Consider the following 18,189-nt stretch of genomic DNA (forward strand, 5'->3'; position numbering starts at 1 on the left):
TTTGCAATCTCCCTGCTTAGTTGCCGCTGGCACGAGTAACATCTTCATTGTTCGCTTTAAAGGCCGCCATTAAAGCTTCCTCGCCAGTCATACCTTGCGCTTCAAATTTTTTCACTGTCTCTAAAACACGTTTGTAGTCATGGGGCATCACGCGCACAAAGTGCTGAATGCTTTGCTGCCAATTTGACAGCAGCGCTTTAGCCCGTGGGCTATCGGTATGCAGAATATGCTTTTCAAGCATGCCTTTGACATGATCAAGGTCTTCAGCTTCAGTTAAAGGCTCGTAGTTGACCATTTCACGATTACCGCTAATGGCTAAGATACCTTTTGGATCATAAACATAAGCGACTCCCCCCGACATACCTGCAGCGAAGTTGCGGCCAACGTCACCCAGCACAATCACTCGACCACCCGTCATGTATTCACAGCCATGATCACCAGTGCCTTCAACAATGACATTTACCCCTGAGTTACGCACGCAGAAACGCTCACCGGCAATCCCACGGATATAAGCTTCACCGCTAGTTGCACCAAAGAAGGCGACGTTACCGATCAGGATATTTTCTTCAGCGACATAGCGGGCTTGTTTCGGTGGGTAAACAATAATTTTCCCGCCTGATAAACCTTTGCCGATATAGTCGTTCGAATCACCTTCAAGCTCTAAAGTCATCCCGCGTGGTATGAAAGCACCAAAGCTTTGACCGGCTGAACCATAGAACTTCAACTGAATAGTGTCATCTGGCAGGCCTGCTGCACCATAGCGTTTGGTGATTTCATTCCCAGTAATCGTACCCACCACGCGGTCGATATTTTTCACTTGGAGCTCCGCTTTGACGGGTGTGCCATACTCGATGGCAGGTTGGCAGGTCTCAAGAAGAGTACGTATATCCATTGACTGGGCGATGCCATGATCTTGTGCACGATTGCACCGCACACCATCACATTCTTCTAGCTCAGGTTGATAGAGCAGGGCAGTTAAATCTACTTTACCTGCTTTCCAATGATCAATTGGCTTAGCATATAAGCGGTCAACGCGACCGATCATTTCATCAATGGTACGGAAGCCTAGTTTGGCCATATATTCGCGCATATCTTCAGCAATGAAATGCAGTAGATTGATCACGTATTGTGGATCGCCACTGTATTTTTTGCGCAATTCTGGATTTTGGGTGGCAATACCGACGGGGCAAGTGTCTAAATGGCAGACACGCATCATCACGCAGCCTAAAGCGACTAAAGGTAGGGTGGCAAAACCATATTCTTCAGCACCTAATAAAGCGGCGACGACGACATCACGCCCCGTCATGAGCTTACCGTCAGTCTCAACCCGCACTCGGCTACGTAAATTATTCAGCAGCAGCGTTTGATGGGTTTCTGCCAAGCCTAATTCCCAAGGTAAACCTGCATGTTGCAAACTAGTCTTGGGCGAAGCACCCGTGCCACCATCATAACCGGAGACTAAAACAACATCCGCTTTACCTTTAACCACACCCGCAGCAATTGTACCGACACCTGAACCAGAAACCAGTTTGACGTTAATCCGTGCTGCTCGATTCGCATTTTTCAGGTCATGAATCAGTTGCGCCAAGTCTTCAATCGAGTAAATATCATGATGCGGTGGAGGCGAAATCAAACCGACCCCCGGAGTGGTGCCCCGATTCTTCGCAATGTAAGGATAAACCTTTTTACCCGGCAACTGCCCTCCTTCACCAGGTTTTGCACCTTGGGCTAACTTGATTTGCAGCTCTTGCGCATTAGTCAAGTAATGGCTGTTAACCCCAAAGCGACCAGAGGCAGCTTGCTTAATCGCACTGCAACGTGAATCACCATTCGGCTCTGGAATATAGCGTGCTGGATCTTCACCACCTTCGCCGGAGTTGGATTTGCCACCAATCCGATTCATCGCAATCGCTAAAGCTTCATGGGCTTCAGGACTAATCGAACCTAAAGACATTGCACCGGTTTTAAACCGTTTAACGATCTCAGAAGCTGGCTCAACTTCACTCAAGGGAATCGCTTGATCAGCATAATGAAAGTCCAGCAAATTACGCAGATTAAAGCGCACTTCGGGATCATTATTTAGCAGCTCGGTGTATTGTTTAAACAATTGATAGTCATTAGTCCGCACGGCTTTTTGTGCCATATAAATAGTTTGCGGATTGTACTGATGCTCATCTTCGCCACTACGCCATTGGAACACGCCACCTGAGTTCAGGGTTCGCAAACCACTGTCATGCTGTCCATAAGCATGCTTGTGACGCATTAAGGTTTCTTTAGCGATGGTATCGAGGTCAATCCCACCGATACGCGAAGCAGTCGCAGTGAAGTAGCGATCTATAACGCTTTTATGAATCCCTAGAGCCTCGAAGATCTGTGCACCACGATAAGACTGGACAGTCGAAATACCAATTTTTGACATGACTTTAATCACGCCCTTGGTCGCTGCTTTAATATATTTCGCGATGGCTTTATCGTGCGAGGTCCCTTTCATGATACCTTCGCGTAGCAGGTCATCAATGGACTCAAAGGCTGTGTAAGGGTTAATTGCTTGTGCGCCATACCCTAATAAGGCAGCAAAATGATGGACTTCGCGTGGCTCACCGGATTCGAGAATCAAACTGACACGAGTACGTTTACCATCACGAATCAAATGATGATGCAGACCAGCAACCGCTAATAAGGACGGGATCGGTGCAAAGTCTTTATCCACGCCACGGTCTGATAGGATTAATAAATTAGCACCATTATCGACGGCATTATCCGCAGCAGCAAATAATTCGTCTAAGGCTCTTTCTAAAGCACCTGGTGTGTTGTCTGCTTTAAACAGAATTGGCAAAGTCACTGACTTAAAGCCAGCTTTTTGCACATATTTCAGCTTAGCTAATTCATCGTTATGCAATACAGGTGATTGCAATAGAATATGATGGCAACTTGCTTCAGTAGGATTCGTGATATCACCTTCTGAACCTAAGGTGGTCAGAGCTGAAGTGACGATCTCTTCGCGAATCGCATCCAAAGGTGGGTTGGTGACTTGCGCAAATAACTGTTTGAAATAGTTAAACAGCGGCTGCGGTTTATCTGATAATACCGCTAACGGCGAGTCACAGCCCATTGCACCTAAAGGATCAATACCCTCAACGGCCATCGGTACGATGACTTTACGCACGTCTTCATAGGTGTAGCCGAAAGCTTTTTGACGCTGAATCAAGGTGTCATGATCTGGCAGTGGTGCTTCAGGAGCGACTGGCAGATCTTCTAGTTTAGTCAGATGCTTATCGAGCCAAGCTTGATAAGGCTTAGCAGCAGCCATTTCGGCTTTGATTTCTTCATCAGAAACGATACGACCCGCAGCCGTATCGACTAATAACATACGCCCGGGTTTTAGACGTTGCTTAGAAATGACTTTTTCAATCGGTAGATCGTCTAATACCCCCACTTCTGAGGCGAGAATGATTAAATCATCATCGGTCAGATAATAACGGGAAGGACGCAGACCATTTCGGTCTAAGGTCGCCCCTACCAAAGTACCATCCGTAAAACCTAAGGCAGCGGGGCCATCCCAAGGCTCCATCAAGCAACTGTGGTATTCATAGAACGCACGCTTTTCAGGACTCATGCTTTCATGATTCGCCCAAGGCTCAGGAACCATCATCATCATCGCATGCGGCAGGGAGTAACCTGAGAGATATAAAAACTCTAAAGTATTATCCATGCGTGCCGAGTCGCTACCATCTGGACGCACAATCGGGGTGAGATTCTTTATATCAGTCTTAAAGACTTCGGTTTTAATCATCGCTTCACGTGCATTCATCCAATTTTGATTGCCGCGCATAGTGTTGATTTCACCATTGTGAATCATATAGCGGTTGGGATGAGCACGTTCCCAGCTCGGGAAAGTATTGGTAGAGAAGCGTGAGTGCACCAACGCAATCGCTGACTCCATATCCGGGTCATTTAAGTCCGGATAGTATTGCGCAACCTGCTCAGTGGTGAGCATGCCTTTATAAATAATGGTACGCGCGGACAGGCTGGCAAAATAAATGTAGCCCGGCTCTTTACGATAGAGTAAATCACCGCTGGTACGCTTACGAATGACATAGAGTTTGCGTTCGAAGTCGATACCCGGTTCCACATCCGTAGAGCGGCCAATGAAAACCATCTTCATGGCTGGCATACTACGCAAGGCGGATTTACCAATCGGGGCTGGATTCACCGGAATATCGCGCCACCCTAATAAGGTCTGACCTTCCGCTTTAATCATTTTATCTGTGGTGGCAATGGCATCAGCACGTGCCGCTTCATCTTGCGGCAGATAAACAAAGCCAACCGCATAATCACCGACTGCAGGCAGGGTAATTCCTAATTTAGCGCATTCCTTCACCATGAACTTGTGTGGAATTTGCAGCATAATACCCGCGCCGTCGCCGGTATTTTCTTCGCAACCACAGGCCCCACGATGTTCCATATGCGTTAATACTTTTAGCGCTTGCTGAACGATCTTGGCAGATTTAACGCCTTTTAAGTGAGCAACAAAGCCCATGCCACAGGCATCATGTTCGTTGGCAGGGTCATACAGACCCTGCGCCGGGGGGAGTTCAGTGTATTTCATCGGAACCTTCGGGCAACAAAAGGGGTACTATTATGGATAATTCACAGGGTATATGCCAGTATCCTGATATAATCATACTCAAGATAAAAGCGGCGACGCTTGATAATACAGGCAGTTACCACATTTTAATCGTATTAACCCACTCACGCAAAACCTTTTACGGCTGATCCATGACCGGACGCATTCCCAAAGACTTTATTGATCAACTGCTGACCCGTATCAACATTGTTGATGTGATTCAAACACGCTTGCCTCTTAAAAAAGCAGGGCGTGAATATATGGCTTGCTGTCCCTTTCATGGGGAGAAAACTCCGTCATTTACAGTCAGCCCTACCAAGCAGTTTTATCATTGTTTTGGGTGCGGTGCACACGGTTCAGCCATCGGCTTTTTGATGGAATACGAGCATCTTGATTACACCGAAGCTATTGAGGCTTTGGCACGCATACTAGGCATTGAAGTCCCTAGGGAGCGCGATGCAAAATCTATGCCTTTAGCATCGAAGGCTAAGCTTGCTGATCTATATAGCTTATTGACTGAAGCGGCCAAATTGTATACCCATTGCCTCACCCAAGCGCTAGAAGCACAAGCCTATTTGCAGCAACGCGGCCTAAGTATGGCCGTGGTGCAGCAATATAGCTTAGGTTTTTCACCGGATGATTGGCATACCACCAGTAGGCAATTCGCTGCGCAGTACGGGCAGGATAAGTTACTCGCTAGTGGCTTACAGCTAAAAAATGAAGCGGGCAAAATTTACGATCGTTTTCGTGGGCGCTTAATGTTTCCGATTCGCAATCGTAAAGGGCAGGTGATTGGTTTCGGTGGGCGTGTCTTAGGTACTGGAACACCCAAATATCTCAATTCGCCAGAAACGGAAGTCTTTCATAAAGGCTCAGAACTATATGGTCTCTTTGAGGCTCGCCAGCAAACCCGCCAGTTAGAGCGTTTGTTGGTAGTGGAGGGATATGTGGATGTAATTGCCCTCGCGCAGTTTGGTATTTCTTATGCCGTAGCTACCCTAGGTACTGCAACCACGCAACAGCATATTAATTTACTATTCCGCCAAGTACCGGAAGTCATTTTTTGTTTTGATGGTGATCGTGCAGGTAAAGAAGCGGCATGGCGTGCTTTAGAAACAGCTTTGCCTGAGCTACGTGATGGGCGTGAGGTACGATTTCTATTCCTCCCTTCTGGAGAAGATCCTGATACACAAATACGTAAAGTCGGGCGTGCTGCTTTTGAAGATGCTTTAACTAGAGCCTTGCCCCTATCGAAGTTTTTCACACTCGGTTTAAAGGAGGAGTTAGGTTTTAAAGCGGAGTCGACTTTGCATGTGAGTGAAGATAGTGCGTTATTTGCCAATGAAGCCAAGCGTCTACTGGATTTAATGCCGGATATTTTGCTCAAGCAGCCACTGATGCAAGAAATTCAACGTTTGAGTGGCTTGGCTTTAGGTCAAGAGCTATCTTTAACTGAAGAACCGAAAAGTTTTCGACAGCAAAATCCTAAGTTCAAAGGCAAATATGCAGAACATGAGCCGCAGGGAGTCCGTGCTAAAACGGCCAAGGATTTCGAGGTACGCAAAACGCCAGTACGCTATGCAATCACTCTTTTGGTGCATTCTCCCGAGTTGGCCACTGAAATAGAGCATCCAGAAAAACTCTTGGACTGGGGCTTACCCGGTTTAGACTTACTGGTTAAATTAGTTGCCACGATCGAGGAGTTTCCACAGATGCATGCAGCAGCTTTGTTAGAGCGTTTTCGTGATACGCCACATGAAAAAACTTTGTTAAAGCTAATGCTCTGGCAACCTCAATCTAGTGACGAAGCTTTGCTTAGGAGAGAGTTTCAAGATTGCTTAAGACGGATGAAAGTCCAAGCAACTGATAAAGCTGTTGAACGCTTAGTGGCTAAAGATCAAACTCAAGGCTTAAGCGAGCAAGAGAAACATGATTTATTTTCCCTGCTGAATGAGCGGCACGTTAAATAAATGCAAATATAGTAGATTTCTTGCGACAGTAGTGTAAGAGCGCTTATAATAGTCTAGAGATGACCTATGAATCCGTTCAATCCTTATCCGCGGCCGCCTTTAGACGAAGTGTGGGCATTGACCGCAAGCTATTCCACGAACTGGTTAAGGTGTTATCCCAAGCGGAACAGCAAAAGAAGAAGTCCGGCCGTCCGAGCTTGAGTCTTGAAAACCAACGCTGCTTAGCGTTAAGTTATTGGAGAGAATACCGCACCTTTTTTCATGTAGGCTTGAGTTTTGATGTACATGAATCCAATGCCCAACGTATTACGTGTCGTGTGGAATAGCGCTTAGCCGCTTCTGGTTACTTAGACTTAGTAAAGCCTAGTGAGAGTCCCGCTAAGGGAGTTGAAGCGGAAGCGCCTGAAACGATAGAGTCTGTCGTGGTGTTATTAGACGCCAGTGAAGTCCCCATTGAGCGTCCTAAAAAAGCCAAGAGAGCTTCTACAGTGGTAAAAAGCACACGCATACGTTGAAGTTTCAGCTCGTGATCGATGAACCTACGGGTGAGATTCGACAACTGGCGGTTGCACCGCATCATGAGCATGACCTAACCCTCGCGCGACAGCAGCCTCTCCCTTTACCGAAGAACGCCTTATGTGTCGTGGACTTGGGTTATCAAGGCTTAGCTATTGACGGTTGTCGGGTTGTGTGGCCGTTTAAGAAGCCGAAATCTCGCTCATTGGAGCCAGAAGAGAACATCTTTAATCAACGCTTAGCTCGCATTCGGGTCAAGGTCGAACACCGTATTCGTTCTTTAAAGATCTATGGTTCTCGCTACTAAATGTAATCAACTAGTGAATTTATAGGTTAAGGCATTGTTATACTAGCACGCATTTTACGAATGTTAGCTGTTTTAAACGGTGAGCGCTCCTTGACAAATTTTAAAAATCTGTGTGCATCTTTTAAAATAACTCCTCCATACACAGCTATAAAGTCGTAATTCGATCAATTACTGGTCATGATTTAGAGGAGTGGGTGTAGAGTTTTAAACTAGACTGATTGCCCAACGAGTCATATATGGTCTCTACAGTCAACTCTTTCTGGCATTTCCTTTCCGGCAAAGATTCAATCCCCCCTTACTCAAAGCGCAGACCCTGTGCCTTTTGGTGCAACAGCCCCTGCTGATGTCTTTGCCTGAAACGCTGGTATTGTCAAGGAGGAGTCTTGCAGGGAAGCTCCTTGATAATGCCGGTGTGTAAGTCATCCTGTTGGCGGGCATGTTGTCTTCATGCGATGTGTCTTTCCCCTGTGTTGCTGATAACGGTTTTGCTCAAGTACAGGCATTGGACAGACCAAACTGCATTTGTATATCCGGCTTCTTTACGCGGGGCGCATGGCCCCAGAGCTATCATGGAAACCGCGTAGTAGGTGCCTATCGCTCGATCGGGCTTGGTTTGGTTTACGTCACTCTCGTTACCGGCTTTTCCTGCTACTGGTTTAACCTGTCAAACCATGAACGTACTATCGTCAACGCAAGGTCAGGGAAAGGAAAACGGGGTATCAGGCTGGGCAGTACCCCGCTTGGTAAGGTTTGCCGCTTTTCCAGCACGCCCACACGATCTGCGCCAGTTTGTTGGCCAGCGCGACAGCGGTTTTGTTATGCCCGCTGAGCTGTTCCAGTTTGACCGCCCATTCTTGCAAGCGGCCAAGGGGTTTGCCGGATTTCACCTGGCGTTTGGCAGCCACCAAAGCCGACCTTGCCCCGTGGATCAGCAGGGTGCGCAAGTAGGTACTGCCTTGTTTGGTGATGCTGCCGAGGAAACGGCGGTGGCCACTGTTGCCTTCGCGTGGGGTGATCTGTGTACCTTAACACCGGGAATAGTACCGTCCAGGCCACTGCTACTTTCGCGTGGGGTGATCCCTAGCCATGAGGCAAATTGGCGGGCGGACTGGAACTGTTCGGGTTTGCCGACCGCCGCGACAAGGGCGGTGCTGGTCAGCAGCCCAATGCCGGGGATGGTTTGCAGGTTGGCAACCGTTTCATTCTGACGGGTGGCGTGGATGATCTGCTGTTCCAGTTATGCCATATGGGTTTCCAGCATTTCCAGCTTCTGCATTAGCGGACGCAGCATGTACAGCGTGAGTGAGGACAATGGTTAAACGTGAAGGTTGGCTTCCCGCAAGGCTTCGCGGTCACTCGCAGGCAACGGGATGCCATGTTCGCGGAACACGCCACGCAGGAAATTTATCTGTGCCACTTTGGTGCGTTTCCATTATTCACTCAGGCGGTGCATCTGTTTCAGTTCTTGCTACTCGATGCTTTTGATGGGCACCGGCTTGATCCCTTCGCAGCGGTACGCTTCTAGCAGGGTTTCGCAATCGGTAGGTCGGTCTTGTTACGGCGGCGGTAGGGACGGACATATTGTGCGGGTAGCAATAGGACTTCGTGTCCCCACTCACGGAATAACCTGCCCCAATGGTGGGCACTGCCACAGGCTTCCATCACCAGCAGCGCGGGGCTTGGTCATGGATAAACTGACGGAAAGCGTAGCGGTTAAGCCGCCGCTGGGTAATAAGGTATTGTGGGCTTGCCATCGCCAACTCGAAAACAGCAGTGGCAAGGTCGTTGGTGCTATTCGTGTTGAAGGCCTAAGCTAACATCAAGTTGAAAAGTATCTAGCACAAAACTTAGGTTTCACCCATTGTATAATACAATCAACTCAATGCTTTTATCTGATATTTAACCGATAAACGCACTACAGTAGAAGGCTAAGTCAAGGCAATGGTATTTAAAAGTAGTTGTGAAAGAAAGCCCATTAATTTAATGAGAGTATTTGCGAGCTTTCCCGATGATACGCTTCATCTAGGGGTTGTATTTTTCGCCATTTTGGAAAAATGACCGATTCTCGAATCAATCGCCAAAAGAAATACCATCTGTGTGAAATCAGCTCTTCTTCGGAATAAACTTACAGTCTCTAGGGCAGTACGATATACTTTTTAACTAACGCGTAAAATTAATGGACTTTTCTTAAAGTCGTAGCACTAGCTGGAGAGGCTAGTTAAGGGGAGGAGGGGTATGCAGCAGTTTTCAAGCACAGGCTTAGCCAAACGACGCAGGCTCATCGAATCCCAATGGAGTCAATTTGTCGCGGGCAGTGCGCCTTTAAGTAGTGAAGCGATTCGCCGCGATATTATAGGTTCATGGCAACGTAGTGCACAGATCACTTCTATCCAGCAGGGGCAAGCCCCTGTTGATGATGCTTACACAAGCTCTACGCTCTGGAAAGAATCGATCCTCCGCCAAGCTGCTGAGCGCGAGCAAGAGCAAATTATTCAATTAGCCCGTGAAGGTGAGTTAGTCGCTGCAATTGCCGATGCCTCTGGGCGCTTACTCTGGACTTATGCCAGTCGACATATGCAATCCAAGGCTGAAGCGGTGAATTTTACTGCAGGGGGGCATTGGGATGAGCGCTCAGTCGGTACTAATGCAGTGGGGCTATCCTTAAACCTTAAATCAGCGGTGACGGTGTTTTCCTCAGAGCATTATCAGCCCTTTGTGCATGATTGGGTTTGTTATGCAGCGCCGATTATTCATCCACACTCGGGTGAGTGTGTAGGCATTTTAGATCTATCCACCACGTGGAAACGCCACACACCGTTAGGCCAAGCAGCGGTAACAGCATTGGCACGTTCGATTGCGCGCTGCTTACCGAGTCATTTACCACGTGCTGAGTTAGAAATTCACGCCCTTGGTCAGCCGCGAGTCATTTATCGGGGTAAACCTTTAGCTTTACCGCAGCGCTATTTAGAAATGCTCTGTTTATTGGCTTTGAACCCACAAGGTTTGAGTTTAGAAGCTTTCCATGCTGCTTTATATGGCGATGCACTGGCTTCAACTGCGACTTTGAAAGCTGAAATTTCTCATTTGCGGCGCAGCCTTGATGGTCAAATCGGTTCACGCCCTTATCGGTTATTAATCCCAGTTTGGGCAGACTTTATTCAAGTTTGGCAGGCTTTGCGTGAGCAAAAAACTAATGAAGCCCTAGCTTTGTATCGCGGATCTTTAATGCCGCAATCAAATGCGCCGGAGCTGAGTGAATGGCGCTATTGTATTGATGCAGTGATGGATCAGGTTTTAGATACCTGTGTTGAACCTAGTTTATTAGTAGATAAAATCTGCCAGAATCCAGCAGGGAGTGATTTAGTACGTGAACGTTTGGCAGAGTTGATCGCTAGGCCACGGTTACGTTGGTGATTCAACAGTTGCTAAATAAATCGCTTCATAGGTTTCTAAAGCGGCTTTTAAGTCTGTCCATTCAATCAGTGGTGATAAAGCACGGGCTAAAATATTGCAATTCCATAAACCCACTACAGGCTGTTCAGCGAAGGCATAACGGCCTTTTTCATCAGCAGGGCTACTTACAAAATGAGGTTTACGCTCAGGATTAAACGCACTTTCTCCTAAATCTAAACTAATGCCAAGAATTGATTGGTTATCGGTATTCATCATCCCATGCACGAAACCGACGCTTTGCCAGTGTGCAATGAGCTGAGCAGTACGCTCAACGACTGCTTGGAAAAAAGCAGCATAAGGTTTGGGCTGATTTAAGCAGTCTGGATAGTAATGCTGTATGACAAAATCAGCTAATTGCTGAAGTTCTACATATTTGCGTTCAAAGTAATACAACTCAAAATGCCCAAAGCGAATAAAGCTAGGTGCTAAGCGCGTTAAAATAGCGGCGGTTTGAAAACCTTGGCGATAAACTAAGTTTTTTCCAGCACTGAAAGCCAAACACTGTACCGTAGGTATGCCTAAGGCGGCTAATTGTGCGCTCATATTGTATTCATGCAAGGCTTCATTTAATCCCGCCAAACCATCGGCGTGGCGCGCATAAGCAGTTTTGCCAGCCCCTTTTAGTTGCCATTCTAGATAGTCTTTAGTAGTTTCAATGCCGCCTAAAAGGATGCTGCGGCCATCACCTAAAAACGGATTGAATTTACCCAGTTGATGCCCCGCATAAGCTTGTGCAAGTGGCTGCATGCCTTTTAGTAGTAAGTTACCACTACAGATTTTTAAGGCTTCAACACTGGAAAAAAAGCTTAAATTCAAACCAAGTTGTTCAGCTAATACCTGATTTGTACGGATGAAATAAGGCTCAATTAAACCTTGTGGTGTACTAGAAGTAAAAAAATCCGCCCCTAAGCTATAGAAGCGGTTAGAAAACATGAGGTCGGACAAGGATTTCTGCATAAAATCGAGAATTGCAGGCTGATGCAATTCCCGAACACGAGGAGGAAACTTAGAAGAAACCTAATGGATTGATGTCGTAGCTCACCAACAAGTTTTTAGTTTGTTGATAGTGATCGAGCATCATCTTATGAGTTTCACGGCCTACGCCTGATTTTTTGTAACCACCGAAGGCAGCATGAGCTGGATAGAGATGGTAGCAGTTAGTCCATACGCGACCGGCTTGAATACCACGACCCATGCGATAAGACAGGTTCATATCACGCGTCCACACCCCAGCACCTAAGCCGAATTCAGTGTCATTGGCGATAGCTAAGGCTTCAGCTTCATCTTTGAAGGTCGCTACGGACACGACTGGGCCAAAGATTTCTTCTTGGAAGACGCGCATATTATTGGTGCCTTTTAACAAGGTGGGCTTAACATAGAAGCCATCTTTGTAATCACCGTCTAATTGCTCAACTTCACCCCCCATTAGGACTTGAGCACCTTCTTGTTTACCAATGCTGATATAACTTAGGATTTTCTCAAACTGTTCTTGAGAAGCTTGAGCGCCGACCATGACATCAGTATCTAAGGGATTACCACGTTTAATCTTCGCGGCACGTTCAGCCACCATACCGATGAACTTTTCATAGATGGACTCTTGAATCAGTAAGCGAGATGGGCAAGTACAAACTTCGCCTTGGTTAAAAAAGGCTAATACCGCACCTTCCACGGCTTTACTGACGAATTCATCTTCTTGATCCAATACATCCGCGAAGTAGATATTGGGTGATTTACCACCTAATTCAACGGTGGACGGAATAATGTTTTCTGCTGCATAGCCCATAATCAGTGAGCCAACGGGAGTAGAACCTGTGAAGGCGATTTTGGCAATCCGCTTGTTAGTGGCTAAAGCTTTACCCGCTTCAGCACCAAAACCATTGACGATATTTAACACCCCCGGAGGTAATAAATCGCTAATTAGCTCAGCAAACAACAGGATCGAAGCAGGGGTTTGCTCCGCAGGTTTCAGCACGATGCAGTTACCAGCCGCTAAGGCTGGAGCTAGTTTCCATGCAGCCATTAACAGTGGGAAGTTCCAAGGGATGATCTGGCCAACAACCCCCAATGGCTCATGGAATTGATAAGACACAGTATTGTGATCAATCTCACCCATCGTGCCTTCTTGAGCACGGATACAGCCTGCGAAATAGCGGAAGTGGTCAACGAATAAAGGAATATCCGCATTTAGAGTTTCACGCACTGCTTTACCATTGTCCCAAGTTTCGGCAACGGCTAATTTTTCCAGATTAGCTTCCACGCGATCAGCGATTTTCAGCAGAATATTAGAACGTGCAGTAATCGAGGTTTTGCCCCAAGCATCTTTGGCCGCATGGGCTGCATCTAAAGCTAATTCAATGTCTTCAGCACTAGAGCGTGGAATTTTAGTGAAAGCTTTACCATTCACGGGAGAGATATTATCGAAGTATTCCCCTTTAACCGGAGCAACCCATTGACCACCGATAAAATTTTCATACTGTGATTTAAAATTAACGACTGCGCCTTCAGTATTGGGATTGGCGTATTGCATACTCCTAGCACTCCTCTTTGCAATTTGAATATGATGTTGGTTCAGGCAAGTATTAGCCTGTTGACGCAAGCTTAGCGCAAAGAGGGTAGGGAAACGGTAGGCTTAAAACCTACCTTTTACCAACGTGTTTCGACTTCTTCTGGCGGATAATAAGGGGTGAGTTGCTGTTCTTTCACCTCGGGTTGTCCCCTTTTGGTTAGTGCTTGTTTCAGTTTAGGGGGTGGCTCAAGGCTAGGTATTGGCAGCTCTGGTGGTAGACGAACAGGCTCTGGTTCAGCTTGAGGAGGCTCATCAGTTGTCAAAGCTTGAGTAAATAGCTGCACTTCTTCAGCCGTCGGTGGTGCATAAATGTCACGTAATCGATGCGAGGCGTCTCGCAAGCCTTGCGCATGAGAAAAGCTCATAATAGTTCCCTCACAGAACCAACAGTAGGCTTAGTTTACACCCAAGGTTTGCGTGCAATAAAGGCCGAGACAGGCCGCCCATCTTCTAATATTTCGATCTCATCTAATAGCAATTCAAAGCCTTGAAATTGCTCAGCTAATTCATGCGGTGCTAATAAAAACTTAGGGTTGCGGGGACGCCCAATCGCGGTCTGTTCACAACCCTGCATGAAAGTTTGGTAGATAATAATCCCGCTCGGTTTTAATAACTCAGGTAAGAGCGGAAATAAAGGTCGATGCAAATAGCGGGCAACGCAAATTAGCTCAAAACTACCTGAACTAAACTCGGGCAAAGGTTTAATTTCGGTTTCTAAATCACGCAAGATAGTAGTGATCTTTAGGTTTTGGCTCATGGCCAATTGCTGCACCCGCTGCAAAGAGTCTGCTGACCAATCCACACCAGTCATTTGCCAACCGTGTTGTGCTAAATAAATTAAATCTCGTCCCGCGCCACAAGCTAAATCCAAACCTCGTCCCATAGGAATTTGATAGCGTGGCATGAATTCCTGCACAAAACGCTGTAATAAAGGGGCAGCTTGCCACCATTGTTTAGACTGTAAACCCACTTCCCACTGCCCTGTTGTTTGTAAGTGTTCAACTAAGTGTTCAGTCCACACCAGATCGTCCAGCAGCTTATAACCACGCTCTAGTAAAAACGCCCGCGCTAGTCTTAAATCCTCAGACTTGCCACAAAGTTGTAAGGGTTGCGAGCGTTTGGGTAGCTCATGTAGACGCGCAAAAAGTTCTTGAGCAGGCAATGAACAAGCCCCCACAGTGTGGCCAAGCTGGTATTCAGTAAGGGGGCGACAATCGATTAAAGCAGTAGCGTTCGTGGTCATGGTTAGTTAGCTGGTATGTTGGCGTTAGGTTTTAGGATATAAAAGCGCGTTTTTTGTTTCATATGTCCGGCCCAAGTTTCAGCTTGTTGACCTGTGCCAAAGAAAAAATCGCCGCGTAAATCGCCTTTAATCGCCCCCCCCGTGTCTTGCGCAAACATCAAGCGTTGTAAAGGCTGATTAGTGTCAGGATAAGTCGTATCAATCCACATTAAGCTACCTAAATCAATCACTTTACGATCCACTGCTAAACTACGCCCTGCGGTTAGTGGTACCCCTAAAGAACCTACTGGCCCTTGCTCGATATTTTCACGCAGACTGAAAAATACATAACTTGGATTTTCATTAAGCAGCTTATCGGCTTCAGTAGGATTATCGCGCAGCCATTGTTTAATCGAGAACATATTAATCGTGCCGGCTTTCAACTTGCCCCATTCTTGCAAACGCTTACCGATAGCGACATAAGGTAAGCCATTTTGATTGGCATAAGCGACCCCAACCACCTTGCCATCAGGTAATTGCACTCGCCCTGAGCCTTGAATATGCAGGAAAAATAGGTCTTCTTTATTATCTACCCAAATAATTTCTTGGCCTGCTAAAGGCTTAGTAGCGCCATCAATAGTAGCGCGGTCGTAATAGGGTACGACTCGACTGTTTTCCACCAAACGTCCACGCACCCGCTTATCTTTCAATTCTGGATAAAGCTCGCCTAGCTCAATCGTGAGCATATCTTTGGGGGGACTATAAAGTGGATATTGAAAGCGTTCGCTTGGGGTAAAGCTGCCTTGTAGCAGCGGTTCATAATAGCCAGTGAGCAAACCTTCAGCTTTAAGATTTTCCCCAAATAACTGATAGGGTGTGAAGTAATGCTCAAAGAATAACCGTGCACTCGCTGCATCACTAGCAGGATTAGCTTGGGCTGCTTGGCAAACAGTTTCCCAAAAAAACTCTTTCTTTGCCATCACTAGGCAGTTATTCAACAAGGCAGGCCAAACTTCTTGTGCTTGATCTTGATTCCAACTTGGGAGTTGATCCCAAGTTAGGGCTTCACTCGTGATTGGGCTGGGTGGCTTAGCAGATAATGGGTTGGTTTTTTGATCATCACAAGCGCTTAAAACTAAAGCAGTGGCTAGGGCTAAAGTCAGTGAGAGTTTCCAGTGAGAGCAAGCATTAAGCATCACGCGATCCTTGATTTGCAAGGCTGGCATTATCAGGAAAATTACGATTAACTACAATTTAAGCCAAGGTATTGTAGAGTTTAACGGTGCTGTTAATTTCTGCCTGCGCGCTGATTGCAGCAGGGCGTGCTTGTGTATAAAGTAAGTCGCCAAGTTTAGGGGGATTTTACAGCTTAAATTTGTAGCTTAGTCCTACAGATGATTATTCAAGGATCGAGATTCGGGCTTAACATTGATGAAAAAATTCCTTCAAACCATGCTATTGATGGCTTTGGCGTGCAGCTTGTCGTTGGCTCAAGCAGAAACCCAACCAATTGCTAAAAATACTGCGGTTACAAAGCAAATTGCTGCTCTTCCAAGTGATGTACGTTTAATTCCAATGGAAAACAAATCACAGCCTTATGAGTTAGCGGCTAAGCTGCAATGGAACCCGCATGATAAACGTTGGGATAAGGTTTTAGTTTTGTATAATGGCGCGAGTAAACCTCCTGCTGATCATCCAGTTTGGGCTTATTTCAAAGCCTTAGGTTTACCTGATCGTGCACCAAGTAAACCGGGGGAAAATCTAGCTTATCGGCCTTTCCATGCGAATGCTTATTGCGATGGCAGCACGCCTTTAACTAGTGGTAAGGCTATGCGGGTTAGCTTTGATGGTGATGAGTTGGGCAGTTATGGGCAGAAAGACTATTTCCGTGATTGGAATTGCCCACAATGGGGGATGGGCTTAAAAAATCTAGCGATTGTGAATGGCAAGGAGTCGCGCACCGGTAAAGATCAAGCCTTGCGTATTAAGCTTTTGAAGGGCTTATCGGGTTGTGATAATGAAGTCAGTTGTATTAATTGGAAACCGCAAATCGGCCAAAAATTCGACAGTTTGTATTATTCTTATTGGGTGAAATTCCCTGAAAATTTCGATCCGGTTTTAGGGGGGAAATTACCGGGGATTGGTAATGATAATGCGCGTACTGGCGGTGGTAAACCTACTGGGCATGATGGTTGGAGTGTGCGTGTCATGTGGGATCGACACGGCAAACTAGGCCAATATGTCTACCATATGGATCAGCGTAGCCACTTTGGTGATTTTTTTGAATGGAATGGGGTAGAAATTCAAAAGGGTAAATGGCAGCAAATTAAAACATTTGTGAAACTGAATTCTGCCGGTAAAACGGATGGCGTGATTAAAACTTGGTTGGACGGTAAAGAAGTGTTAGATAAGCATGACTTACGTTTCCAGTCTGGGGATAACTTGAAAATCGAGCGTTTCTTATTTTCAGTATTTTATGGAGGTTCAGGGCCAGAATGGGCACCGGCTTTCGATAATGTCATCTATATGGATGATTTCACTTTATCCGTGCAGCCTTTATAAGCTTAACCAAGCCTTCAAAGAAAAAATCATGCTTCATACTGGCTTTTTATTAACTCTCTTTCACAAAAGAAACTAGGCAGTTCAACGTTGTAAATCACTGTGATTAAATTAAAGCCTCACGCCAATTGTTATCACTGATTGTGATCGCGTGAGGCAAGCATCCGAAAACACTTCACGTGGATAAAGATAGGGTCGACCATAATACGGCGTTGCCGTGGTTCGCGCTCATTTGTTCTGCTGTTTCGTGCCTTTACTAGGGAGCACACAGAGAACCCCATCTGTTGTAAGTCTTAATCATCCTTATGTAGTGGAGGCAGGCGAGGCAATACCGAAGGTTCGTGTAAACAGATTGAAGTCATGTAGTACTCCACAGCATAAGACGTACTCAGCCCGCCCGCTGCAGTAGTGAACTAGGGCTTACGCTTTGACGGTATGCGTTTTGTGCTTGCCGTTGTAGCAGTGATGCTGTTTTTTGGGTGCATCCAATCGCCCTCTCGTTGATAACTCACGATATCGGATCAATTAATCCTCCACAGCACGAATAACTCGGGAGACGCTTGGCTCATTCACCTCATCGCTCATCCCTATGTGGAATCAAGTTCAGTACGGTACTCCCACTACTAGCTCACACTCATCAATAAATGATCTTCGAAGTTCAAATTGCGCGGGCGTCCGGTCGCAGTTCTGTTGAAGTACCTTTAACATCGCGTAAAATGTCGACCACTGAATGCCGGCTAGCTTTTTAAACGACGTGTTACTTAAAGACAAAATGGTTTCATACCTTATCACTCTAGTATGCCAAGTATCTGCGCGTTGAAATTTCTATTTTTGATCTAAAATTAAGCGATTTTTCACTTATGAAAGAGGTCTAATGATGTAGCTCTAATAATCTTAATCTAGATTAAGAGGTTGATATATATATAAACACTTAAGCACAGAAACAAGCAAATATTTTTGCTAAGCTGA

General features: G+C 46.2%; 10 protein-coding genes and 2 pseudogenes. 5 read left to right on the forward strand and 7 right to left on the reverse strand.

The annotated features are described in order from the left end of the window. Positions 1-16: 16 nt before the first annotated feature. Entirely contained in the window at positions 17-4,609 is a 4,593-nt protein-coding gene (gltB, locus tag Q0307_RS00230; RefSeq protein WP_298654757.1) for a glutamate synthase large subunit, read from the reverse strand. A gap of 170 nt (positions 4,610-4,779) precedes the next feature. On the opposite strand from gltB, the gene dnaG reads away from it, so the two are divergent. The 3 genes and pseudogenes from dnaG to Q0307_RS00240 all read left to right on the forward strand — a co-directional run. After that, complete coding sequence (dnaG, locus tag Q0307_RS00235; protein WP_298654759.1) at positions 4,780-6,597, forward strand: DNA primase; 1,818 nt, start codon at positions 4,780-4,782, stop codon at positions 6,595-6,597. A gap of 59 nt (positions 6,598-6,656) precedes the next feature. Beyond that, positions 6,657-6,923, forward strand: coding sequence for a transposase family protein (locus tag Q0307_RS19005; RefSeq protein WP_366936728.1), 267 nt, complete (start codon positions 6,657-6,659; stop codon positions 6,921-6,923). Between the two features lie 155 nt (positions 6,924-7,078). After that, positions 7,079-7,420, forward strand: a pseudogene (locus Q0307_RS00240) (transposase family protein); the annotation flags it as partial. Positions 7,421-8,139: 719 nt separating this feature from the next. Here the strand turns inward: Q0307_RS00240 and Q0307_RS00245 are convergent. Continuing rightward, a pseudogene (locus tag Q0307_RS00245) lies at positions 8,140-9,174 on the reverse strand (IS110 family transposase). Between the two features lie 481 nt (positions 9,175-9,655). On the opposite strand from Q0307_RS00245, the gene Q0307_RS00250 reads away from it, so the two are divergent. Then, complete coding sequence (locus Q0307_RS00250; protein ID WP_298654761.1) at positions 9,656-10,834, forward strand: helix-turn-helix domain-containing protein; 1,179 nt, start codon at positions 9,656-9,658, stop codon at positions 10,832-10,834. Here the strand turns inward: Q0307_RS00250 and Q0307_RS00255 are convergent. The 5 genes from Q0307_RS00255 to Q0307_RS00275 form a co-directional block, all read right to left on the reverse strand. After that, positions 10,823-11,818, reverse strand: coding sequence for a protein adenylyltransferase SelO family protein (locus tag Q0307_RS00255; RefSeq protein ID WP_298654763.1), 996 nt, complete (start codon positions 11,816-11,818; stop codon positions 10,823-10,825). The genes Q0307_RS00250 and Q0307_RS00255 overlap by 12 nt on opposite strands. Positions 11,819-11,879: 61 nt before the next feature. After that, positions 11,880-13,400: an aldehyde dehydrogenase family protein gene (locus tag Q0307_RS00260; RefSeq protein WP_298654765.1), complete on the reverse strand. Its 1,521-nt coding sequence runs from the start codon at positions 13,398-13,400 to the stop codon at positions 11,880-11,882. A 116-nt stretch (positions 13,401-13,516) separates the two neighbouring features. After that, on the reverse strand, positions 13,517-13,804 hold the full coding sequence (locus Q0307_RS00265; RefSeq protein ID WP_298654767.1) for a hypothetical protein: 288 nt from the start codon (positions 13,802-13,804) through the stop codon (positions 13,517-13,519). A gap of 35 nt (positions 13,805-13,839) precedes the next feature. Beyond that, a complete protein-coding gene (locus Q0307_RS00270; RefSeq protein WP_298654769.1) occupies positions 13,840-14,682 on the reverse strand; it encodes a methyltransferase domain-containing protein in 843 nt (280 codons plus the stop codon). Between the two features lie 2 nt (positions 14,683-14,684). Further along, complete coding sequence (locus Q0307_RS00275) at positions 14,685-15,857, reverse strand: MltA domain-containing protein (protein ID WP_298654770.1); 1,173 nt, start codon at positions 15,855-15,857, stop codon at positions 14,685-14,687. A 235-nt stretch (positions 15,858-16,092) separates the two neighbouring features. On the opposite strand from Q0307_RS00275, the gene Q0307_RS00280 reads away from it, so the two are divergent. Further along, the gene (locus Q0307_RS00280; RefSeq protein WP_298654771.1) at positions 16,093-17,223 is read left to right on the forward strand and encodes a polysaccharide lyase; all 1,131 of its coding nucleotides are present in this window, start codon (positions 16,093-16,095) and stop codon (positions 17,221-17,223) included. Positions 17,224-18,189 lie beyond the last annotated feature (966 nt).

It is taken from the genome of uncultured Thiothrix sp. (assembly GCF_937873765.1).
In the GTDB taxonomy this organism is placed as follows: domain Bacteria; phylum Pseudomonadota; class Gammaproteobacteria; order Thiotrichales; family Thiotrichaceae; genus Thiolinea.